The sequence below is a fragment of the Billgrantia montanilacus genome, from assembly GCF_003336675.1.
GTDB classification, from domain to species: Bacteria; Pseudomonadota; Gammaproteobacteria; order Pseudomonadales; family Halomonadaceae; genus Halomonas; species Halomonas montanilacus.
Genome location: NZ_QPII01000019.1, coordinates 1 through 16,929, shown reverse-complemented (window position 1 = coordinate 16,929; position 16,929 = coordinate 1). Strand labels below are relative to the sequence as shown.

The 16,929-nt window shown below is 60.9% G+C and carries 20 protein-coding genes; 1 reads left to right on the top strand and 19 read right to left on the bottom strand.

Translation table 11 applies throughout. From position 1 onward, the window contains the following. Positions 1–670: 670 nt before the first annotated feature. Positions 671–2,716, bottom strand: coding sequence for a DNA topoisomerase III (locus tag DU505_RS18910; protein ID WP_114480525.1), 2,046 nt, complete (start codon positions 2,714–2,716; stop codon positions 671–673). A 101-nt stretch (positions 2,717–2,817) separates the two neighbouring features. Then, complete coding sequence (locus DU505_RS18905; protein WP_147273099.1) at positions 2,818–3,042, bottom strand: hypothetical protein; 225 nt, start codon at positions 3,040–3,042, stop codon at positions 2,818–2,820. A 266-nt stretch (positions 3,043–3,308) separates the two neighbouring features. On the opposite strand from DU505_RS18905, the gene DU505_RS22405 reads away from it, so the two are divergent. Further along, entirely contained in the window at positions 3,309–3,845 is a 537-nt protein-coding gene (locus DU505_RS22405; RefSeq protein WP_147273098.1) for a hypothetical protein, read from the top strand. 228 nt (positions 3,846–4,073) lie between these two features. Here the strand turns inward: DU505_RS22405 and DU505_RS18900 are convergent, their stop codons facing one another. The 17 genes from DU505_RS18900 to DU505_RS18820 all read right to left on the bottom strand — a co-directional run bounded on the left by DU505_RS18900 (position 4,074) and on the right by DU505_RS18820 (position 16,764). Then, on the bottom strand, positions 4,074–4,547 hold the full coding sequence (locus DU505_RS18900) for a hypothetical protein (protein ID WP_147273097.1): 474 nt from the start codon (positions 4,545–4,547) through the stop codon (positions 4,074–4,076). A 107-nt stretch (positions 4,548–4,654) separates the two neighbouring features. After that, positions 4,655–5,143 carry a single-stranded DNA-binding protein gene (locus DU505_RS18895; protein ID WP_114480522.1) on the bottom strand — a complete coding sequence of 163 codons (489 nt, stop codon included), beginning with the start codon at positions 5,141–5,143 and terminating at the stop codon, positions 4,655–4,657. Positions 5,144–5,235: 92 nt separating this feature from the next. Beyond that, the gene (locus DU505_RS18890) at positions 5,236–5,733 is read right to left on the bottom strand and encodes a DUF3158 family protein (RefSeq protein WP_181872870.1); all 498 of its coding nucleotides are present in this window, start codon (positions 5,731–5,733) and stop codon (positions 5,236–5,238) included. A 244-nt stretch (positions 5,734–5,977) separates the two neighbouring features. Beyond that, positions 5,978–6,865: a PFL_4669 family integrating conjugative element protein gene (locus DU505_RS18885; RefSeq protein WP_114480520.1), complete on the bottom strand. Its 888-nt coding sequence runs from the start codon at positions 6,863–6,865 to the stop codon at positions 5,978–5,980. A gap of 87 nt (positions 6,866–6,952) precedes the next feature. Further along, positions 6,953–8,302 (bottom strand): STY4528 family pathogenicity island replication protein, encoded by a 1,350-nt coding sequence (locus DU505_RS18880; RefSeq protein ID WP_114480519.1) that lies wholly within the window; start codon positions 8,300–8,302, stop codon positions 6,953–6,955. Further along, positions 8,287–8,931, bottom strand: a complete 645-nt coding sequence (locus DU505_RS18875; protein WP_114480518.1) for a DUF2857 domain-containing protein — start codon at positions 8,929–8,931, stop codon at positions 8,287–8,289. Before DU505_RS18875 ends, DU505_RS18880 begins: the two co-directional genes overlap by 16 nt. After that, positions 8,928–10,847, bottom strand: a complete 1,920-nt coding sequence (locus DU505_RS18870; RefSeq protein WP_114480517.1) for a ParB family protein — start codon at positions 10,845–10,847, stop codon at positions 8,928–8,930. Before DU505_RS18870 ends, DU505_RS18875 begins: the two co-directional genes overlap by 4 nt. Beyond that, a complete protein-coding gene (locus DU505_RS18865) occupies positions 10,840–11,271 on the bottom strand; it encodes a hypothetical protein (RefSeq protein WP_114480516.1) in 432 nt (143 codons plus the stop codon). The genes DU505_RS18870 and DU505_RS18865 overlap by 8 nt, the downstream gene beginning before the upstream one ends. A gap of 70 nt (positions 11,272–11,341) precedes the next feature. Next, entirely contained in the window at positions 11,342–12,022 is a 681-nt protein-coding gene (locus tag DU505_RS18860; RefSeq protein WP_114480515.1) for a DUF2786 domain-containing protein, read from the bottom strand. Next, positions 12,019–12,255: a hypothetical protein gene (locus DU505_RS18855; RefSeq protein WP_114480514.1), complete on the bottom strand. Its 237-nt coding sequence runs from the start codon at positions 12,253–12,255 to the stop codon at positions 12,019–12,021. Before DU505_RS18855 ends, DU505_RS18860 begins: the two co-directional genes overlap by 4 nt. Next, a complete protein-coding gene (locus DU505_RS18850) occupies positions 12,248–12,457 on the bottom strand; it encodes a hypothetical protein (protein WP_114480513.1) in 210 nt (69 codons plus the stop codon). The genes DU505_RS18855 and DU505_RS18850 overlap by 8 nt, the downstream gene beginning before the upstream one ends. Then, a complete protein-coding gene (locus DU505_RS18845) occupies positions 12,457–13,212 on the bottom strand; it encodes an HD domain-containing protein (RefSeq protein ID WP_220250876.1) in 756 nt (251 codons plus the stop codon). The genes DU505_RS18850 and DU505_RS18845 overlap by 1 nt, the downstream gene beginning before the upstream one ends. After that, entirely contained in the window at positions 13,209–13,547 is a 339-nt protein-coding gene (locus DU505_RS18840) for a hypothetical protein (protein WP_114480512.1), read from the bottom strand. Before DU505_RS18840 ends, DU505_RS18845 begins: the two co-directional genes overlap by 4 nt. Continuing rightward, entirely contained in the window at positions 13,544–14,335 is a 792-nt protein-coding gene (locus DU505_RS18835) for a hypothetical protein (RefSeq protein WP_114480511.1), read from the bottom strand. Before DU505_RS18835 ends, DU505_RS18840 begins: the two co-directional genes overlap by 4 nt. Then, positions 14,332–14,517 (bottom strand): hypothetical protein, encoded by a 186-nt coding sequence (locus tag DU505_RS18830; RefSeq protein ID WP_114480510.1) that lies wholly within the window; start codon positions 14,515–14,517, stop codon positions 14,332–14,334. Before DU505_RS18830 ends, DU505_RS18835 begins: the two co-directional genes overlap by 4 nt. Then, positions 14,514–15,917, bottom strand: coding sequence for a replicative DNA helicase (gene dnaB, locus DU505_RS18825; protein WP_114480509.1), 1,404 nt, complete (start codon positions 15,915–15,917; stop codon positions 14,514–14,516). Before dnaB ends, DU505_RS18830 begins: the two co-directional genes overlap by 4 nt. Beyond that, entirely contained in the window at positions 15,904–16,764 is an 861-nt protein-coding gene (locus DU505_RS18820; RefSeq protein ID WP_114480508.1) for a ParA family protein, read from the bottom strand. Before DU505_RS18820 ends, dnaB begins: the two co-directional genes overlap by 14 nt. Between the last annotated feature and the right edge of the window lie 165 nt (positions 16,765–16,929).

Below are 16,929 nucleotides of genomic sequence, written 5' to 3'. Positions count from 1 at the left end.
GACCAGCAACTATTTCGCAACCCAGGCGCTCCGGCTTGGGAGCGCCCCGGTCTCGATTAGGTGAAACACAATTACCTGAAGCAGCCTCTACCCGCCGGAGAAGGTAGATCACACGAAGGGGCCACAATGCTCGACATCGGACACGTCCCTCACAGCCATGCCGACACTCTCACACCCGATCCTATGGAGGCGTAACGATCGGTATTTCGCGTCTCGCGAATATGCACGGTTATCCCCGCACAAAGGGAGCCCAGTGTTCAAGCGGCGGGCACCGCCAGTGTGAAGTCATGCCAATCCGGCCAGTGAGCAATCCCAAGCAGAGATCGCTCACTGGCCAGACTGGATGGAAGTTGAGGGGTGGCCAGCTCACCAGGCTGACCTGGGTAAAAGGAGCCTCGAATCCCCGACAGTGCAACCTGGTGCCACGGCATGCGTAAAGTGGCGTGGGGACGTCTCCTTGCACGAGGCGCGGGAGACTTGGGGGTCAATTGAGCCACTGAGGGCTCAAAGGGCGTCACTGATGACCGCCAGTGACCAGCGGGGTACGCCTGTCATTATGGCAGTCCAGCCTTGGCGGTCAACACTTGGACAAAGCATTCATCACGGCAATTCAACAGGATAAGTGGATCAGCGCTTGTATCGTAGCCGCCTCATTCCGACCTTCCTCTGCTCAGCCATTTGCCACACTTCCTTTACTCCGGCGACCTTGCGATCCAGCCCCTTTAGCCTTCCCTCGCTGCTTCCCGAGGTTTACGATTCCCATGCATTCCGGGTAGCGGCTACACCCCAGGAAAGGGCCATTCCTGCCCTTGCGCTTGCGCATCGGCGCCCCGCAGTCGGGGCATTTTTGAGCCGGCTGCTGCTGAGGCAGCGACATCGTCACCCCGGCGGCATGCTTGACCAGCTTGTCGATCAAGGCCGTCTGGCGAGCCATGAACTCATCCAGCCCCAGGTGTCCCGTGGCGATCTCATCCAAGGCTTGCTCCCACAAGGCCGTCATTCCTGGATCGGTCACCGTGGCAGGCAAGGCATCGATGAGCTGACGGGCCGTGGGAGTGGAGACCAGAGCGCGTTTCTGCTTCCTCAGGAAACCCCGCTTCAACAGCGTCTCGATGATCCCCGCCCGGGTTGCCTCGGTGCCGATGCCCGCCGTCTCCTTGAGCCTGGCCTTCAGACGTTCATCGGTGACGAAGCGGGCCGCGTGCTTCATCGCCGCGATCAACGTCCCTTCCGAGAAGGGTCTGGGCGGGGTCGTCTGCTTGGTCACCACCTCGAGTGAGCGCACCGGACACGCCTCTCCCTGGGACAGTGCCGGTAACGCCTGGCCAGCGCTTTCACCTTCGGTACCGCCGGCATCACTCTCCTCGCTCTCCTTCGCAGCCTTCGGGAACAGCACTCGCCATCCTTCGACCCGAACCTGCCGACCGGTGGCCACGAAGTCCTCTCCCGCCAGCTTCACGACGACATCGGTCTGGTCGTACTCATGGGGAGACAGAAACTGAGCGAGGTAGTGACGACGGATCAGATCGTAGAGGTTGCGCTCGGGCTCGCCCATCCGCGATAGGTCACATGGCGAGGTCGTGGGGATGATCCCGTGGTGGGCCGTGATCCGACTGTCGTTCCAGACCCGGCTCTTGCGCGTCAGATCCAGGCGATCGCGTAGCGGAGAAAGCTCCGGATCCGATTTCAGGAGCGCCGTCACCACCCCTTCGGCTTCTTCCAGCTGAGAGAGCGGCAAGTAGCGGCAATCGGTCCTGGGATAAGTGGTGGCCTTGTGGGTCTCGTAGAGCGATTGGGCGACGTCGAGCACCTGCTGAGCCCCGTACCCATAGCGCCGCGAGGCCTCCTGCTGCAGCGTCGCCAAGTCCATCACCAACGGCGGCGCCTCCTTCTTGCGCGCTGTCCCCAAATAGGAGACCCGCCCTTCCCCGTCAGAAGCTCGCTGGACCAGCTCCCGTGCGGCAGCCTCGTTGATGCAACGCCCCGCGTCATCCAGCAGCGACTCGACCCGCGGCTTCCACTTCGCATTGAAAGTACCGCCCTTGGCCTGGAACAGCGCCTCTACCTCCCAGAAGGGCTTGGGTATGAAGTCCGCGATCTCTCTGTCACGGTCCACCACAAGCCGCAGCGTCGGCGTCTGGACCCGACCGACGGACAACACCCCATCGTGCCCCTGTTGCTTCGCCATCACGGTGTAGGCCCTGGTCAGGTTCATGCCCACCAGCCAATCGGCACGGCTACGCCCCAGGCCAGCCAGGTAGAGCGGATAGGTCGAATCTCCGGGACGAATGTCGGCCAGCGCCTTGCGGATGGAGGCATCGTCCAGTGCCGACAGCCACAGGCGGCTCACCGGCCCGCGGTAACCGCAGTACTCCAGGATCTCCCGGGCGATGGTCTCGCCCTCGCGATCGGCATCGGTGGCCACCACCACCTCCGAAGCCTCTCTCAGCAGTTTACGGATCGTCCCGAACTGCTTGCGCCCACTCTTTTTGACCTCCAACTTCCATGACGTCGGCAAGATCGGCAGGGTATCAAGCGCCCAACGCTTGAACGCGGGATCATATGCATCGGGCGGCGCCTGCTCGAGCAGGTGTCCGAAGCCCCAGGTGACGACGGTGCCATGGCCGCGCAGGCACCCGTCGCCCTTCTGGCTTGCCCCCAGCACCTTGGCAATGTCTCGGGCCTGTGACGGCTTCTCGCAGAGAAAAAGCTTCATGTTTGTCTCCCATGAGGTTATGGAAAACAGATTCCGTCAGCCTGCGGTGGGGAGAAAGGACAAACGATAACGCGGGGTTAAAGGATTTCGCCTGAGTGACATCACCGGTGATCCCTCCCGATCTTCTCAGCCAGGTCCATGACATCGCCGAGACGGAACAGCATCAGAGTACCGGTAGAGCCGGCACCTTTGACTAAGGGTTTTGGGGGAGGATGGCCTCGAAGGTCTGTCCCAAGACGCAGCGCCTCCTTGAGCTCGGAAACCCTCACACCGAGGAGTTGGGCGGCATTGAACACGCCGATGCGCTCATTGCTCAGTTGATCCACCAAAGTATTCTGTCTCCAAAATTGTTGCTCACTCTCGCAGCCAATCAACCGACTCCCTGGGTCCCCTCATACTCACTGTACCCTAACCGCGCTCGAGAGCGATTCCTGGCGCAGATGGATGCCTTACCGCCATGGCAACGGATGATCGAGATTCAGACTCGCGAATCGCTAACCTGACAGGCTCGAATAGTTGGATATCCCGGTGAGCCTACTTTAAACTATCCTTAAGTAAAAATTGGCAACGGTGGCTGGCGCCAGGGGGGAGTATGCAGCACTACGCATTGTTTGAAAAAGTGAGCAACGAAATAAAAAATAACGAGATAAATGAAGGTGTCTGGGCGAAAGCGTTTTCCAAAGCCGACGGCGACATTGATAAAGCAAAAGCAATATACATAAAGCTCAGAGTAAGACAAATTCAGATCAATAATATAACGTCATACTGGGGAGGGCTTGGGGAAAAAGGGGAAATAAAAAGGAGACTATCGGAAGTTGACCGAGAAAAAATGGACCTAAAAATAAAACTAGAAAGAATGCATAGTGAAATTGGCCGCAGCCTACAGAAAGCCGAAAACCTAAGGCAGCAAGTAAGCCATGAACGAAGAAAAATAGAAGCCTCGAAAAAAAGAAATTACTTAATAAAAGCAATCACGAAAATACAAGAATTCTATACTGAAACAAAAAACATAAATCTCTTAGAGCTTGAGAAGATAATTACAGAGGTTCAAAAAACTGCTGATAAACTAACTTGCGAAATTGCCATCCTAGAGAGCGAAAGCAAAGCTCTAAACGAAAAATTAAGATAACAACCGACCGAGCCTCCACATCTGTGTCCGCCGGCTTCACGGCGAATCAATGCTTGCCTTTTTGGCAAGCGTGGACACCCTTAGCTGGGTGCAACATACGCTTCATACTGTTGACTTCAATCTATTTCAGAAACGCCATGTTCGCTGCTATTGGTCCAGAATCATCAAATTTCCATAAGTCAAAGGCGCCCAGCCGTTGATATTCTCCAACCATGTTTCAAGACCTCGTTATAGCAGCACGTCCTCAACACGCTGCTGAATTGCCTCCTTCATTGCGTCGGGGTCGTACGTAAGGTTGCTCCCTGCTGGCATGAACTCCATCTGGATTGCAGAGCCATCTCCATCTCGCTGGATCTCTGCCCTCAGAATGATGCTGTGCTCCACACCATCAACGACCTGCTTGTCATAGTCGCTGAGTCGATAGTAAGAGCCGGGAGTGGTTTCATGATGGTATGCCTCATCCATCTGCATGAGCCGATCACTGCGAAGATCGCGATTGAAGTCGGCATCCGACCGAAATCCGAAAGCACTCCGCAGCCTCGCATAGGCTGTATCGACATCGATCGGCGCGTTGAGAACGAACGTTGTCGGTATTACGGGAGCGCTCGCGGCCCTGGCCGCATCTTTGGCGGGCTCCGTCTGCTCTTCTTCCGGATCGTAATTGACGGGTTCACCCGTGACTGGGTTGTTGATGCAGGTCAAGCACCGCCCCTGGGAATACACATGGTCCTGAGTCGTGCACCCGGCGATGACTAGAGTCGCAACCCCAAATGCCAGCAGGAACAAGATCCTCATCGTCACATCCTCCCTCACACACCGCCGCCATCAATGCCAGATCCGCCAGCGGCACCAGAGCCCGAGGCTTCGGTTGAAGGCGGCATGTCGGCTGGAGGCGTAGCGGCCCGCTGTTCCGGCGGCGTCCCGTTCTGAGATGCGGCGTTGTCCATCTCCACAGCCGTTACTCGATACGGCAGAATCCCGACTCGATCCGCCTGGACCTTGAATGCCGACTGCTCCTCCCCGTCCTTTTCCCAGGTGTCCTGCACCATGCGCCCCATCACCAAGACACGCTGGCTGCGCTGATACAGCGACGACCACTCCTCAACCTGGCGTCCCCAAACTTCGACGTTGGCCCAGAATCCGCCGCGATCGATCAACCCATGCTCAGTAGGCACCAGATTGTCGAAACGAACATTCAAGCGCATCACGCCGCGGGGTGGCTGGTTGCCATTGTTCGGGAACATCTTGACGATCGGGTCGGAACCGATGTTGCCCTCGCCAATAAACCGTGTGCTCATCAGAAGCTCCTATGCCACATGGGATGTGCCACTACTGTCCCGTGGAGGTCCATGTCTGTCTCGGGAAAACGTTAAGAAAACGGCGAGGGGTTTTACACTTCTTTTGCCAATACCTGATCGGCACGCTCCAGGGTGGGGATCACCGTACGAAGCCGACGCAGCTCGGAATTGATGACGCCCGCCTGGGCGTTGAACAGACACCGAAGCACTTCGATGTCATAAAGCTCTCGTCGCATCGGCTCTGAGAGATCTCGCCGCGCCATCGCTCCCTCCCATAAGGCGTTACCCATCTTCTTGGCTTTTCGATCACGCCACCTGAGGTACGGCACTCGGTGATTGTGCTCACCATGATGCCTTATCAGCAGACCAAGCTTGGAGAGAAGACCGAAGTTATATCGCTGCTCGATATCCACGGCCTCCTGGACCATCGCCGCTGCCTCCGCCTCGAGCTCATCCCTCAATCGGATCAGGCTCCCCTTACCCTTAAAGGGTTTCAAAAGGCCCTTTGCGTAGGCATTGGGTGCGGACCCACTGGAGCGACCTGGTGCAGATCCGTGGTAGCAACTTGGTGCCATCATCTCGATTGCCATGTACATGCTTCCCGTGTCATTAACAGGAAGGCCTCGTCTTCAGGCCTCCCTCCCAGCCCGCCAGATTCTATGTATCCTTGATGGTGCCACCATCACTTCGGGCCACTTCTCCCAGCCCGCCAGATTCTATGTATCCTTGATGGTGCCACCATCACTTCGGGCCACTTCTCCCAGCCCGCCAGATTCTATGTATCCTTGATGGTGCCACCATCACTTCGGGCCACTTCTCCCAGCCCGCCAGATTCTAAGTATCCTTGATGGTGCCACCATCATTTCTGCCTTCGTTCAGCCCTTCGGGTCCAAAGTATGTTTGATGACAAGGGTCATCACGTGACGAAAGTTCTTGCCTACTCTCACGCTCGGTTCCATTAGCCGGGCTCTCCTCTTGGTCGAGACCGGCCGCAGCTGCGTTGTACGATGCTGCAGCCTGCTGCACTTTCTGAATCGGCGGGGCATATAGGCTGCGTCGTGACCCATCGAGCACGTCCTGGGGCAGCTCGCCGAACTTCTCCCGCGCTTCTCGAGCCTTGGCATTGTTTGCGGCAACGTCATCACGGGAGATGCCGCTGTAGCCGGGGTAGCGCTGGGGAAAGGCACATAAGCTGCGCAACGCGTGATTGGCTACCCTCAGTCGGTCATGTGCCCCATCCCTCGACAGGAAGGCAACATGGCTGGCCAGCAGGAGATGGCGGACCAGGCGATCGAAGTCAATCAACAGACGAAGGGCCAGCCAGCCTTGCTGGCCGCCTGTATAGACCGGGGTGTTGAACGGTCGCTGGTTGACGTTTTCTTCGATGGTGAGCTCGCTGGGGACCTGCTCCAGGAGCCGCTCGGCATCGGCCAGGGCGGTATCCAGCTTGTCCCGCACCTCCTCCAGCTTCTCATCGATCAACAGCATCCAGTGATCGGCGTAGGGATCGTCGAGAGTGGCATTGCGCTGGATTGCACCGGCGAGGAAGAGAAACTGCCGCATGCCGATGATCTGGGGCTTGCCACTCTCAACCCCGCGCCCCCACCACAATCTGGTCGCGTGATAGGTGTGCAGGCTTAGATTGATCTTGCTGCGCAAGGCACCCATCGAGCTCGCGTCTACAGCCATGTCCGGTCCCCCTTGGTCATCCAGGTTGATCATCAATGTGATCCGCACTGTGGCGTGCGCGCTCTACGACGGGCCACATGAAAACGTAATTGCACAGGAACGTGTTTCCTGTATTCCCGCCTAGCGCTTGATCCCCAGAGACGCGAGCATTTCCGCTCTGGCCGCTTCCGCCTCTTGGCGAGTCACCGCCAGCGGTGGGCTCACGGAGCGGTGGGCCGGGACGGGCCTTGTCGTCGGTGTGTCACTTGGTGAACGGGACTTGTCCGAGTCCGGAGTGTCCGTGATGTAGCGCTCGCCACGGCGCTCTGCCTGCCGCTGGGCGAATCGGGTTGCACGGAACTCTCCCGTCTTGGCACGCCGTATCAATGCGTGAAGCAGACCTCGCGGATTGTCACTCTTGCCGGCGGCCACGCGTCCCGACGTTTCGTCCAAAACCGCCTGGCAGAGATCGTTGGGCAGGTCGCTCAGCCCATCACTGAGTGAACGCCTCTCATCGGCGCTCAGCTCGAGGTGATCCGACCAGAACAGTTCGTGTCGCGAGTCCTGGTTTTCACTACCCGTACTCGTAGTAGGTAACTTACTACTACGTACTACTGTAGGGACTGAGTTCGCGTCGCGAACTAAGCGGTAAGTGCTTGATTCCTGACTGAGTTCGCGTGGAGAACTCAGGTCAGTTCGCGAAGGAGTGTCACTTGGTTCGCGTGGAGAACCAGTTGCTAAGCCCTTGTTTTTCCTTTGAGTTCGCGTGGAGAGCTGGGGGGAGGCGGCCGCGAACTGTTCGAGTTCACGAGGTGAACTAGGGGCGTTCACTTGCGACCGCATCTCCTGGAAACGCCGAGCCCGACGATTCAGCCGCGCCATCGGAGCCTTGAGGGCGGTCTGGTCCGCAGTACCCACATCGGACAGGGCGCCCTCTTCTTCGAGCTCGGCCCGCATGGAGATCGCGACCTCTCGCACGATGCGGTTCTTGTGCCGACAGCTCTGCAAGACGAAGTCGATGTAGTCGTCATCCAGAAGTCTGGCTTCCGCTGTATCAACCGGCTCGTCGTGCAGGACGTAGACATTGCCGATAACCCGGCCAGTGGTTTCGTTCCTGGCGCGATGCGCCAGGCTCAGCCACCGGGTCAATCGCAGCACAGCGATGACCCTCGCAACGGTTCCCCGGGAGGCCTGGCTGTCGACACCATTACGCAGCAGTGGCTGGAGGTCGTCGTAGGTGGGGAAGGCTGTCGTGCGGTCCGCATTGGCCAGTAGACGAATCATCTGCCAGCCGAGGATATCGACGGCACCCAGACGGCGATCGAGCAACAGCGCCCGTGGCACGGTCTCGTGTGGATTTCCCAGGAAAAGCAGGCCATCCGGGCTCTCGTTGCCCCCCTCTTGCGCCGTGGCATGAGTGCCCCGGCGCTGGGTGATGGCTGATGCCGCGCGACCGACCAGAATTTGCCAGTCAGCTACATGGCGGCCCATACCCGCCCTCCCGCCAGATGGCTTTCCTCGCTCGTGTCTTCGTCTGGCTCATCCTGGGGGAGCTCACTAAGCGGCTCGTCCGGAGACGTCCAGGCCTTGACCAGATGCCAGACTACAGCCAAGGGGATACCGGTCTCCTCAGCCAACACCATCATGCCCCGAATGTCCTCAGGGGCCCGTTGCGGATCCTGGGGCTCCTGAGCGATCTGCTGCCAGCGATGCCAGGCATCATGTTCGTCCTCCTCCGCGGGCATGGCCAGACGGCCCTGTCGCGTCTCGAGGCCCAGCAAGGAGCGGCGGGTCGAGCAGTCATTACCAGTAAGACCAAAGAAGTCGCCCATCATCTGCACGCTCGCGCCGAGCGCCAGGCAGCGATCGATCTGCAGCTCGCGATCCTGGTCCTGGGTCAATCGCCGCATGATCGCCAGCAGCATCTCGTGATCGACGGAGAGACGGCACACAGCGGGACCGTCACTAGCCAGCGATGCCAGATCCGTCGCGGACATGCGCCGCAGTTCGCGGAGCTCATCGTCGCTGAAGCCGAGGGCCCGGGCGCGGCGCATGTTGCCTTCCCTCACGTATCCGATCGCCTGGGCCAGTAGTGCATGAGTCAACGTACGCATGCTCATGAGTCGTCGCTCCTTTCGCCAAGTTGTGCTCGCAGCGCGCGCATCAACCGCACCATGCGGTAGAGGCGCACCAGGATCTCGTCGGGCAGGATGTCGTCATCCGAGGCAGTGCCCAGCAGTTCACCCATCAGGGTGACATCGGTGGGATAAGCGGGATTCACCTCGCCGATCAGCCCCGCCAGTAGCTGCCAGACCCGCTGGGCCCGGGTGCTCTGAGCCTGCTCGTTCGAGAGCGGCTCGAGGCGATATCCCAGTCCCTTGTGAAGTGGGATCACGGCCTGGTGCTCGCGAGGAAGGTTGATGCCGCCCCAGCGAGCGATGGCCACGGCGAAATAGCCGATCTCGGTGCGCATGCGGTCGGCGTCACGAAAGGCCGGCTCGATGGCCCAGATGTCCATGACCGGATAGATCGGTTCTGCCGAGCGCAGCGGCACGGCACGCAGGGCGTTGTCCTCGAAGTTGATGGGCTCCTCGCCCTGCTGGCGACTCAACCATTCTCGGGTGCGCCGGAAACTCTCCGTCTCACCTGAGTTCTGGCTGCCCCCCAGGCTCAGGGCATCAAGACGCCGCTGACGTTCCTCGTCGTTCAGCGGCTCGGACGGCCCAGCCGGAGGCAGCGGCAGCTCGGTGTCTTCGTCAACGTCGGTAGCAGCCACCGCATGGAGTGAGGACGGCTGGATTTGCAGAGAGGCATTCTCCTGCTGCAGGCGTTCCACCTGCTGCCTCAGCTCCTCAAGCTCGCCTCGGGAAGTGACCGCCGGTTGCTCGTCATCCTGCTGATGGTTCGGGTCGTCCATCTTCCCGTCGTTCTGGCCAATCGACGGAGATGGCGGCAAGGGGTTGGAATCCGGATCCTGCGGCTGGGTGGTTTTTACGGTCATCCACCGCCTGCCACTCTCCCCCTTGTCCTCTTCACCGGGCAAAGGTGGGAAATAGGTCAAGGGATGCGCATCGGGATCGCGCACGCGCTCCATCTCCACGTCGAGCGGCCGCCAGATATCCTCGTCGTGCTCCTCTAGGGACCAGCGCCGCTTACGGAAATCCAGGATCGTCCGCAGCGCGTAATCGATGGGATTGAGGTGCGCCCCGGTGGCATCCTCGAGCATGCCCAGCAGGCGGTCCTCGACGATAGACCACGGCAGTGCCGTCTGGCCCTCGTGATCGAAGTAAGCCATGGTCTCATGCCAGGCGGGGCCAAAGTCGCTCTCGTCGACCTCGCAGCGCCGCCAGATCAGCAGACAGGCTTCCCGGTAATTGATCAGCTTCCTGACCTGGTCTTGGCCCATGCCACTCTCCAGGGACATGGGCAGCGTCGGCCAGAAATGCTCGACCGTGTATAACATGCGACTGATATGGCTCTGGTCCAGAGCAAACCCCAACTCTTTGGCACGCTTGGCCAACTCGCGTTGGGAAAGCGCCTTGCCAGCTTCGGTCTCCAGCGTTTCCTTGAGCCGCTGGGTACCCAGAGACTTCTCGATCCAGGACAGGTCTCCCCGGGTCTCGTTCTCGGACAGGTGGCCGGCGAGGATATGCGCCTCGGAGACCCAGGGGCGAAAAATGCAGTGAAACTTGCGGAACCGTTCATCGCCGGTCTCTTCGTAGAGTTCGCGCAGGACCTGCAGACGGGTGTTGCCCCCGTCACTGATCATGTATTTGTCATCGCCGGGACGCTGCGTGACCACCGGAGCATGCTTGAGCCCGACCTCGCGAATCGACGCCTTGATCTCCTCGTATTTCGGGTTGCGCAGTGTCCGGGGGTTGCGATCGTAGGGCCGCAGTTTGTCCAGGGTGACCTCGATCCCCTGTTCGGCCAGAGGCGGACCGACCGTCTCGACCGGCTCGCTCTGGAGGGCCGGCCCCGGCGTCTTGAGCTTTTTCATCAGCTCCTCCTGGGAGGGGTGCCTACGTTTACTCATGCGATGAATCCTCCTTGAGCGACAGCACCTTGCCCGGCACCGGGTCCAGCAGGTGTTCGATGCGCCGGACAAACCGGAGCAGGTTGTGAATGATCGGGGTCAGCTCCTGGTCGGGTTCGCCGGTAAGGCGATGCTCGTCGCGACGCAGGGCGATCAGACTGCGATCAACCTCGCCCAAGGTGTCGAGGATGACGAGCATCAGCTGGCGATCCGTCAGGTCGCTCATTTCCAGGACCTGCCAGCGCAGGCGTTCATGGGGGGTATTCAGGCGACAAGTAGCGGCCTGCAGCAGTACCCGACAATCGGCCAGCAGGGACAGTGTCTGGTGGTTGTGACGGGTCTGGCGATGGGGGCGCGCCTCGAGCCAGGCCTGGAACCGGTCACGGAAGGCATCGAGATGCTGGGTGCCTACTCCCAGTGTCATGACGCTCCACCGAGGGATCTCGAAGTATCGGCATCCCGTCGGCAGCGGCTGTCGATGGAGTTTGATGAGGTCAGCCATGTGTCAGTCCCTCCCGTTGCGTCCTCGTCACGCCAGCCGAAAGCTGTGCCGAGCTGCCGGCCTCGTAGCCCGCTTCCACGGCCACATGGTCATGGCGACGCAGCGGCTGACGTTCCCGCGTGGTCAACATGTCGAGTGCTCCGAAGCGGCGCTCCCGGTATGTGCGGTGGAGTGTTTTCATTTCATCGGTCATGGCCATCGGCCTGACCAGCTTCCTGACCCCGACGACCCAGGCCTCGGCGAATGCGTCGCCGCGGCGGATCTTGGTCATCCGCTTGAGGCGGGGGCTCTGCGTGCAAAGGAAATTCCGACGGTCGCGAATCAGCTGCCGCTGCAGGACCTCGAAGGAATAACCGGCGATCAGCACCGCATCCCGTGGGCCCAGGAATTCGATTACGCCCTTCACCCCACGCCAGCTGTAGACGGTAGTGGTGCCGAAGGCGGCATTGACCAACTGCGCCAGGGACTCGAGATAGCGCGGCGGGGTCCGGCCCGCCCGGGTATCGACGGAGGCGACATCGAAGTCGGCGATGGCCAGCGCTTCCTGGCTGACGCCGTGTTCCGCCATCAGCACCTGGGCTTGGCGCAGCGCGATACCTGCCTCGTTACCGTTGTCGCTCTTGGAAAGCGCCAGGCAGCGCTGGATCTTGCGCATCACACGATCGGGGATCATTGGGGGCCTCCCTGTGGTTCAAGCCGCCTTTGAGCCCGGCGAAGCTGGGCAATGGCGTTCGCCGCAGAGCGCTTGCCATCGCTGGGTGTGAAACTGGTGAAGACCGGGGAGCATCCGGGCTTGCTGAGTTTCACGTGTCCACCCCGAGTACGCTCGACGGTCCAGTCGTGTGCCACGGCGTAGCGCACGACTCGCTCGATGCCACGTTTGGCTCCGCGCAGTGGCCTAGCCATGTCGCACCTCCTTGAGCAGCTGCTCGCTGTGGTGGAGGTGGTCACGGAACAGATCCAGCTGGCCGTCCAGGGCATGTACCAACTGGCGTTTCCGTGTCTGTAAGGCCTGGACGGCATGCTCCAGTTGCTGACATTGCTCGCGGAGCTCGACCAGGCGTGCTTCTAGCTGGGCGAGCTCCTGATGCATCGTCTGATCGGTCATCACACGCCCTCCCGCTCGGCAAGGAGCTCCTGAAGCCGAAGTCCCCAGGCGAGGGAGGCCATATCCGGCGACCAGGGCTCAATCTGAGCGGACAGCGGAGACACACCTTCCAGGCAGGTCCACTCTTGCGGCGAATACGGCAGCAGGTCACGTCGCTCAGTCGCGAGCAGCTGCAAGTCGACCTGCTTGACGCTGGCAGGCATCACCGGATCCACGTCGAAGCGCTGGGCAATGGCTGACCAGATACGCTGCTCAACGGCTTGGTAGGCGGGCAGCATCGCTTTCAGCGGCGAGATCATGTCGCCGATGTACGCCTCCGGCGCGTCGTGCAGCAAGGCGGCGAGAGCATCTTCAGGCGGTACTAGATGGCTGGCCAGTACGCAGTGCTGCGCGACGCTGTAGAACTGGCGAGAGTGACCACCGAATCGGCAGATGCGGGACAACGCCTGGGCGATGTCACGATCATCGATGAGGCGCCACGATGGGTAGGTGAGTGGCAATGTCATACCCGACGCCGTCAGAATGGCCGGCATCGGTGTGAAGTCGAGGATCCGCTCGGCTTCTCGTTTTTCGATGGCATCGATGGTCTGCGCGTGCAGGATGCAGGCATCGTAGCGGCCTTCGCTGTCCGGCTCCGCGGTAATGCCAAGCATGTCGAGAATGCGATACAGGGCCGATTCGGCCGAGATCAAACGCCCGCCGTGGACCTGTTCGTGCAGACATTCGCGGTCAGAGGAGACGTGTTGGGTCGTCATGCGGTCACCTCCCGGCAGTCCGCCCCGCTGATCTCTTCCAGGAACCGCTCGCCGAGACGGGTGACAGGGCGCACGTAGATGGCCCAAATCAGCTCGCCATCCTCGGACGGCCCGCTGGTCAGCAGTCGACAGCCTTCGGGAGGTACCATGCCATACAGTTCGGGAGATTCCGTACCAGTGAGCTCCCCGGCCTCATAGCGGTCCGCCATCGGGGAGTCGAAGGGGTTGGCGGTCCGAATTTGGGCATCAAGTCCCAAGGATCGCAGCAGCAGGGGGCGTGACCAGTCCATGTAGGCGATCGGCTCTGCCCCCAGAACGGTTTCGATAAGAGTCATGAGAGAAGCCCTCCCTGCTGCCTCCAGCACGGCCCGGTTTTTGCGATCTCCAGTGCCGCTTCCAGGTTGTCGGCATCGCCCCACCACGTTGAGCGATCCCAGGCGCCGCCATCGAGGCAACGCACTTCATAGGCGGTGCCGCTGGGATAGCGCTGACGCCTCCGCCGTCGCAGCTCCTCCTGACCGGCTACCCACTCCTCCGGGGTCATGCTTGGCTTGCTGCCATGCAGGCTCAGGCGGGAGGCATAGCTGTCGACATCCTCCAGACTGTCCTCCAGGGGCCGGGCGACAATGAACGGGCGTCCCCACCACCGGTCAATCACCAAGGGGCTGCGAGCATTATTCGGCGTGTCGTCAAAGTGCTCAGGGAGCACAGGGTTGATGAGCACACCATCCCGGCAGTCCTCCGCCTGGAATACCCCCGTTGGCAGGCGGAACTCCCTGAGGGGGGTTGCGGGTGGGGCGCCGGCCTCTCGCAGTGCCTGCCACTTGGACTTGATCGCTCCCCAGGCGAATGTGTCGAAGGGGCCGCTGTGGCTTAGCGGCTCTAGGTCAGGGCACACGTCGCCACAGCCATCCACGACATACCATCCAGGGCCTTCGCCAGGCTCTAGATGCTCCACCTCGATGGCATCCGCCAGCGACTCGCCCTCCAGCCATGCGATGGAGTAACTGGGAGCGACTTCCCAACCATCGACGTAGAGCCATAGGTCGTGTCGCCGGCGGTCGGTGGACTCAGCCCATTGGCAGTACACGGTGCTAGGAGCATTCAGCGTCACAATTTTCATTCCCGGTCCTCCCTGATGAGGTCGATGCCCAGCAATGACAGTGCCGCTTGCCGGGCACGCTCCTCCGACAGCGTTTGCTTCTGTGCCTGGCGCTCCATGGCTTGCGAGCGATGCGGCATGGTGTGAGCCAGCGCAAGCAAGAATGCGAGCTGGCTGATCTCGGGAAGATGTTGGGTACTCATACCGTCACCTCCTGATGTTTCCACTCCAGTGACTCGAATCGGGTGCAGTCGCCCAGGAACATGAGATTGACGGTGCCGATCGGCCCATTGCGCTGCTTGCCGATGATCAGCTCGGCGAGTCCCTGGCTATCGGGGTTGTCCGGGTGATACACCTCATCGCGGTAGACGAAGGCGATCACATCGGCATCCTGTTCGATGGCACCGCTATCGCGCAGGTCTGCCATGCAGGGCCGCTTGTTGGGGCGGGTTTCGAGCTGCCGGTTGAGCTGCGAGAGGGCGATCACCGGCACACGCAGATCCTTGGCCAGCGCCTTGAGGATCCGGCTGATCGCGCTGATCTCGAGGTTGCGGTTCTCGCCGCCCGGCTCATGGAGCAGCTGCAGGTAGTCGATGAGGATCAGGGAGGGTTGCCCGTGACGCCGCGCCAGGCGGCGAGCGCGAGCCTTGAGGGTCGAGGCTGAAATGCCGGACTCGTCATCGATGAAGAGCCGACCCTCCAGCTCCTTCACCCTCGCCACGGCGGCGGTTAGCTTCGGCCAGTCCTCATCCTCCAGCTTGCCGGTACGCAGTTTCTGCAGCGACAACCGGCCAACACTGGCCAGCAACCGCAGCATCAGCTGTTCCTCGGGCATCTCCTGTGAAAACACGAACACCGGCCCTTGCGCCGCGATGGCCGCCGAGAACAGGGCATTCTCGATCAGATTGAGACCGAGGGAGGTTTTGCCCTGAGAGGGACGTCCGGCCACGACGATCAGGTCGGCGGGCTGCCAGCCGGCGGTCATGGCATCGAGATCGGCGAAGCCCGTCGGGACGCCGGTGATGCCACCGTCGGACTGGCACGCGGCATCGATGACATCCACCGCACGGCTGAGCATTGCGTTGACGCTACTGGGCTCCTGCGGCTGATCCTCGACGATGCGAAACAGCTCCCGCTCGGCGTCCTGGATGATGACGCTTGCCGAGCGCCCCTCGGGATTGAGGGCCTGGCGATTCACCTCCGTGCAGGTATGCGAGAGCTGCCGAAGCTGGTAGCGATCACGAATGATGCCGGCATAGACCACGGCATTCGCCGTAGAGGCGGTGTTGCGAGCGAGCTCGGCGAGGAAGGTCAGCCCTCCAATGCGCTCAAGCTGGGAGTTGGCTTCCAAGGCCTCCGAAACGGTCACCACGTCCATCGGACTGTCTTGGTCGCTCAATTGCCGCATCGCTTCGAAGACCAGACGGTGCTCGGGGCGGTAGAACATGAGGCCAGACAGCCGATCGGCCACATCGTCCCAGACAGTATTGTCGAGCATCAGGGCGCCCAGCAGGGACTGCTCCGCCTCGACGCTGTGCGGTGGCAAGTAGCCGAACAAGGGCGCATCGGTGGCCGGCTGGGTAAGGACGTCAGTGGCTGACATGGCAAAGCCCTCCCTTTCTGGTGGGGAGGGCGTCGATGACCCTCGCCCACTCCGGATTGAGCTCCTTGACCATGGCCTTGATCAGGTCAGCACCGGCGGGAGTGACGCGCTTGGCGGGTTTGACCGGTTCGAATCGATGGATCGGCTCCCCCGCAGCCCCGGCCATTTTGAAGGACGCCAGCAAGCGAATATGGGCGTCCATGACCTGGACTCGCAGATCGTTCTCGAACATGCCGCGCAGACTCTGGGTGATGTCTCGGGCATTGCGGGTCTCATCGAGGCGATTGAGGAGTAGCGAGAGCGGCGGCACGGAGAGAGAGGTGTACCGGGTGAGCGATTCCAGCTCGTCCAGCATGCCGATCGTGCCGCGCACGAATTCGCGAGCCGACAGGAGGTCGGGCGTGATCGGGGAGAGGAGATGATCGGCCGCCAGCACGGCCGCCTCCAAGGTGATGGACCGCGCGCCCTGGGTGTCGATCAGGATGGCGTCGTAGTCAGCGAGGGCGCCGCTATCGAGGAGATGCGAGAGCCGGAAGCGGCCGTCCGGGGCGTTGAGCAGCAGTTGAGGGAGCTGCCCCTGGTAGTCGTTGGACACGACAATGTCGAGCCCGTCGATCGCCGTGCGGGAAACGATCCGCTCGGGGCGGGTTTCGTTGAGTGCGATCAGCTCGTAGATGCCGCCGGGCGCGTGGGCGGTGATCGGGTAGTAGCTCGATAGCGACGGTTGGCTATCGAGATCGACAAGCAGGACGCGAAGCCCTGCATCGGCCAGCAATCCGCCGGTGTTGGCGGTGGTCGTGGTCTTGCCCACGCCGCCTTTGGTGGAGAGTATCGCGGTAACACGCATGCCAAATCCCCGTTTCTGTGGACAGAACGGTGATCAAAGTATGTTTGGCATTGCGTCACAGGGTGGGATGGCTATGACTGAGCTGCGAGTCGCTGATGTCCCGAATAAATCAATGGTGCCGGCACCAGGAGTCGAACCCGGGACCTACTGATTACAAGTCAGTTG

Excerpts from the sequence above, each read along its gene's own strand:
- DU505_RS18910 (WP_114480525.1), bottom strand. The coding sequence starts at position 2,716 with ATGAAGCTTTTTCTCTGCGAGAAGCCGTCACAGGCCCGAGACATTGCC.
- DU505_RS22405 (WP_147273098.1), top strand. The coding sequence starts at position 3,309 with ATGCAGCACTACGCATTGTTTGAAAAAGTGAGCAACGAAATAAAAAAT.
- DU505_RS18895 (WP_114480522.1), bottom strand. The coding sequence starts at position 5,143 with ATGAGCACACGGTTTATTGGCGAGGGCAACATCGGTTCCGACCCGATC.
- DU505_RS18890 (WP_181872870.1), bottom strand. The coding sequence starts at position 5,733 with ATGGCAATCGAGATGATGGCACCAAGTTGCTACCACGGATCTGCACCA.
- DU505_RS18885 (WP_114480520.1), bottom strand. The coding sequence starts at position 6,865 with ATGATCAACCTGGATGACCAAGGGGGACCGGACATGGCTGTAGACGCG.
- DU505_RS18880 (WP_114480519.1), bottom strand. The coding sequence starts at position 8,302 with ATGGGCCGCCATGTAGCTGACTGGCAAATTCTGGTCGGTCGCGCGGCA.
- DU505_RS18875 (WP_114480518.1), bottom strand. The coding sequence starts at position 8,931 with ATGAGCATGCGTACGTTGACTCATGCACTACTGGCCCAGGCGATCGGA.
- DU505_RS18870 (WP_114480517.1), bottom strand. The coding sequence starts at position 10,847 with ATGAGTAAACGTAGGCACCCCTCCCAGGAGGAGCTGATGAAAAAGCTC.
- DU505_RS18865 (WP_114480516.1), bottom strand. The coding sequence starts at position 11,271 with ATGACACTGGGAGTAGGCACCCAGCATCTCGATGCCTTCCGTGACCGG.
- DU505_RS18860 (WP_114480515.1), bottom strand. The coding sequence starts at position 12,022 with ATGATCCCCGATCGTGTGATGCGCAAGATCCAGCGCTGCCTGGCGCTT.
- DU505_RS18855 (WP_114480514.1), bottom strand. The coding sequence starts at position 12,255 with ATGGCTAGGCCACTGCGCGGAGCCAAACGTGGCATCGAGCGAGTCGTG.
- DU505_RS18850 (WP_114480513.1), bottom strand. The coding sequence starts at position 12,457 with ATGACCGATCAGACGATGCATCAGGAGCTCGCCCAGCTAGAAGCACGC.
- DU505_RS18845 (WP_220250876.1), bottom strand. The coding sequence starts at position 13,212 with ATGACGACCCAACACGTCTCCTCTGACCGCGAATGTCTGCACGAACAG.
- DU505_RS18840 (WP_114480512.1), bottom strand. The coding sequence starts at position 13,547 with ATGACTCTTATCGAAACCGTTCTGGGGGCAGAGCCGATCGCCTACATG.
- DU505_RS18835 (WP_114480511.1), bottom strand. The coding sequence starts at position 14,335 with ATGAAAATTGTGACGCTGAATGCTCCTAGCACCGTGTACTGCCAATGG.
- DU505_RS18830 (WP_114480510.1), bottom strand. The coding sequence starts at position 14,517 with ATGAGTACCCAACATCTTCCCGAGATCAGCCAGCTCGCATTCTTGCTT.
- dnaB (WP_114480509.1), bottom strand. The coding sequence starts at position 15,917 with ATGTCAGCCACTGACGTCCTTACCCAGCCGGCCACCGATGCGCCCTTG.
- DU505_RS18820 (WP_114480508.1), bottom strand. The coding sequence starts at position 16,764 with ATGCGTGTTACCGCGATACTCTCCACCAAAGGCGGCGTGGGCAAGACC.